Below are 2,241 nucleotides of genomic sequence, written 5' to 3'. Positions count from 1 at the left end.
GTGCGCCTCGTCCCGGATGGTCCGGGGTGCATATGACTGGAATGCAAAGGAGAAAGGAGGAATTGAACGAATGCCTTGTCCTCTGCTGTGAGGGGGCATGAGCCCAAGCGGCGGTGACCTGCCGTCAACTGGCAGGGTGACGTAGCCCGCAGGTAAAGGGGATTGAGGCGAAGCCGTTACGCCGAGATGGTCCCCGAGGCTGTAGCGCTGGAAGGTTGAGGAACACGAACCGGTTAATCCGCATCCGAGGGCTGAAATGTCGCCTTCGCCTACACGGCTTAACAGGCGGAATGCTGATGATGGCGCCGGAGACGTATGTCGGCGACATCCGAATGTGGCCGGAAATGTAGCCCGTCCGCATGGAGCCATGGAGAGAATGCAGCCAGGCCATGGCATCGGCATCGACTTGCGGGACGCAAGGACAAGGACTGCGACCGGCAGCCTCCCCAGCGCGCGAAAGTCCAGCATATGAACGAGGGAAGGCATGATGGAATGCCAAGGGAGTTGGCCCCGATGTCCACCATGCTGGCGGAGTCCCCGTAGTAGTCCGCGACAGGGAAAGCCTGTCACATGGCAAAGGGGGACAGTTCAATCAGCTTGAAGTGCAAACTACCTGACCAAACGAGGTGAAGACCTTTGATAATCAGCGAAATGCAGCACAAGCTCGCGACGTGGGCCGAGAGCGACCAGAACCGCAAGTTCGATCGCCTTCTCCGGCTCATTGCCGATCGGGCGTGGCTTACCGAGGCGGCTCGGATCGTGCTGGCGTCGAGTGGCGCCAATACGCCGGGCATCGACGGAATGGACAAGCGGCGGATGCAGGCCGTACTGGCAGAACAGCTGGCCAGTCTGCGAACGGACTTGCTGACGGGGAGTTATCACCCGCAGCCGGTCAGGCGAATCTATATCCCGAAAGCCAATGGCAAGAAACGACCACTTGGTATCCCGACCCTGAAAGACCGCATCGTCCAGCGCGCGATGCTGATGGCCATGGAGCCGATCTGGGAAAGCGACTTCCATCGCCTCTCCTACGGCTTCAGGCCGGAACGCAGCGTGCATCACGCTGTCCGGACCGTGAAGATACAGTTGCAGGATAGTGGTGCCGGAGCGCGGGGCCGCTGGATCATCGAAGGTGATCTGGCGAGCTACTTCGATACGGTCCACCACCGGCTTCTGCTTCGCTGCGTTCGGCGGCGAATCCGGGATGATCGGTTTGTTGATCTGCTCTGGCGATTCCTGAAGGCGGGCCACGTCGACCGTGGCCTGTTCGTCGCCTCAAGCGAAGGTGTACCGCAAGGCGGCGTGCTGTCGCCGCTCCTGTCCAACATCATGCTCCATGAGTTTGATGCGTGGCTGGAGGCGAAATACCTGAGCGACAAGGCGCGAAAGGATCGCTGGGCATGGAACTTCGGCATCCAGCAGGGGCGCCCCATCACGGTTCGCGAGAACCGGCAATGGAAACCTGCTGTCGCCTACTGCCGTTACGCCGATGACTTCGTTGTCATCGTCAAGGGCACCAAGGCACATGCCGAGGCCATCCGCGAGGAATGCCGGGCCTTTCTGGAAGACGACCTGAAGCTGACGTTGAATATGGACAAGAGCCATATCACCCACGTCGACGACGGGTTCGTGTTCCTCGGGCACCGGATCATCCGCAGGCGGGGATCGAGCGGACGCATGTCCGTGGTCTCAACGATACCCAAGGAGAAGGCCAAGACCTTCGCTCGCCGATTGGTCGAGGCACTCTCCGGCAATCATGAGGTTGCCGCGGTGGACATGATCGACAGTCTGAACCGCCAGCTGGCGGGATGGGCTGCGTTCTACAGGTTCACCGACTTCACGGCGCGCACATTCCGGCGCATCGACACCGTCGTGTTTTGGAAAATGGCGCACTGGTTGGCGCAGAAGTACCGGTCCCGTATCAAGCCTTTGATGCGTAAATGGTACCGCATGCCGGAAACCGGCCAATCGAAGACGTGGCTGGTCTACGGTCGAAGCAATCAGGGCAATGCCGTCGGCAAGGCGCTGCGACGACTGGCCACAAGCCAGAAGATGCAGTTCCGGTGGCGGAATCCGGAGCGAAATCCCTACATCTATCGGGACGAGCTCCGAAACACCGTCACCTCCCGCTATCGTGATGTCGCCATGGCCTTGGGCCAAGGTTGAATAGAGAGCCGTATGCGCTGAAAGGTGCACGTACGGTTCGGGGAGGGGAAGCGCTTATGCGCTTCCTACTCCACT

General features: G+C 60.2%; 1 protein-coding gene. It reads left to right on the top strand.

Going from position 1 to position 2,241, the window contains the following annotated elements; genetic code table 11:
- Window positions 1–636 precede the first annotated feature (636 nt).
- On the top strand, window positions 637–2,166 hold the full coding sequence (ltrA, locus tag AX703_RS10140; RefSeq protein ID WP_369821009.1) for a group II intron reverse transcriptase/maturase: 1,530 nt from the start codon (window positions 637–639) through the stop codon (window positions 2,164–2,166).
- Window positions 2,167–2,241 lie beyond the last annotated feature (75 nt).

Source organism: Novosphingobium sp. CCH12-A3, assembly GCF_001556015.1.
Taxonomy (GTDB): domain Bacteria; phylum Pseudomonadota; class Alphaproteobacteria; order Sphingomonadales; family Sphingomonadaceae; genus Novosphingobium; species Novosphingobium subterraneum.
This window is presented reverse-complemented; position numbering and strand designations above follow the sequence as displayed.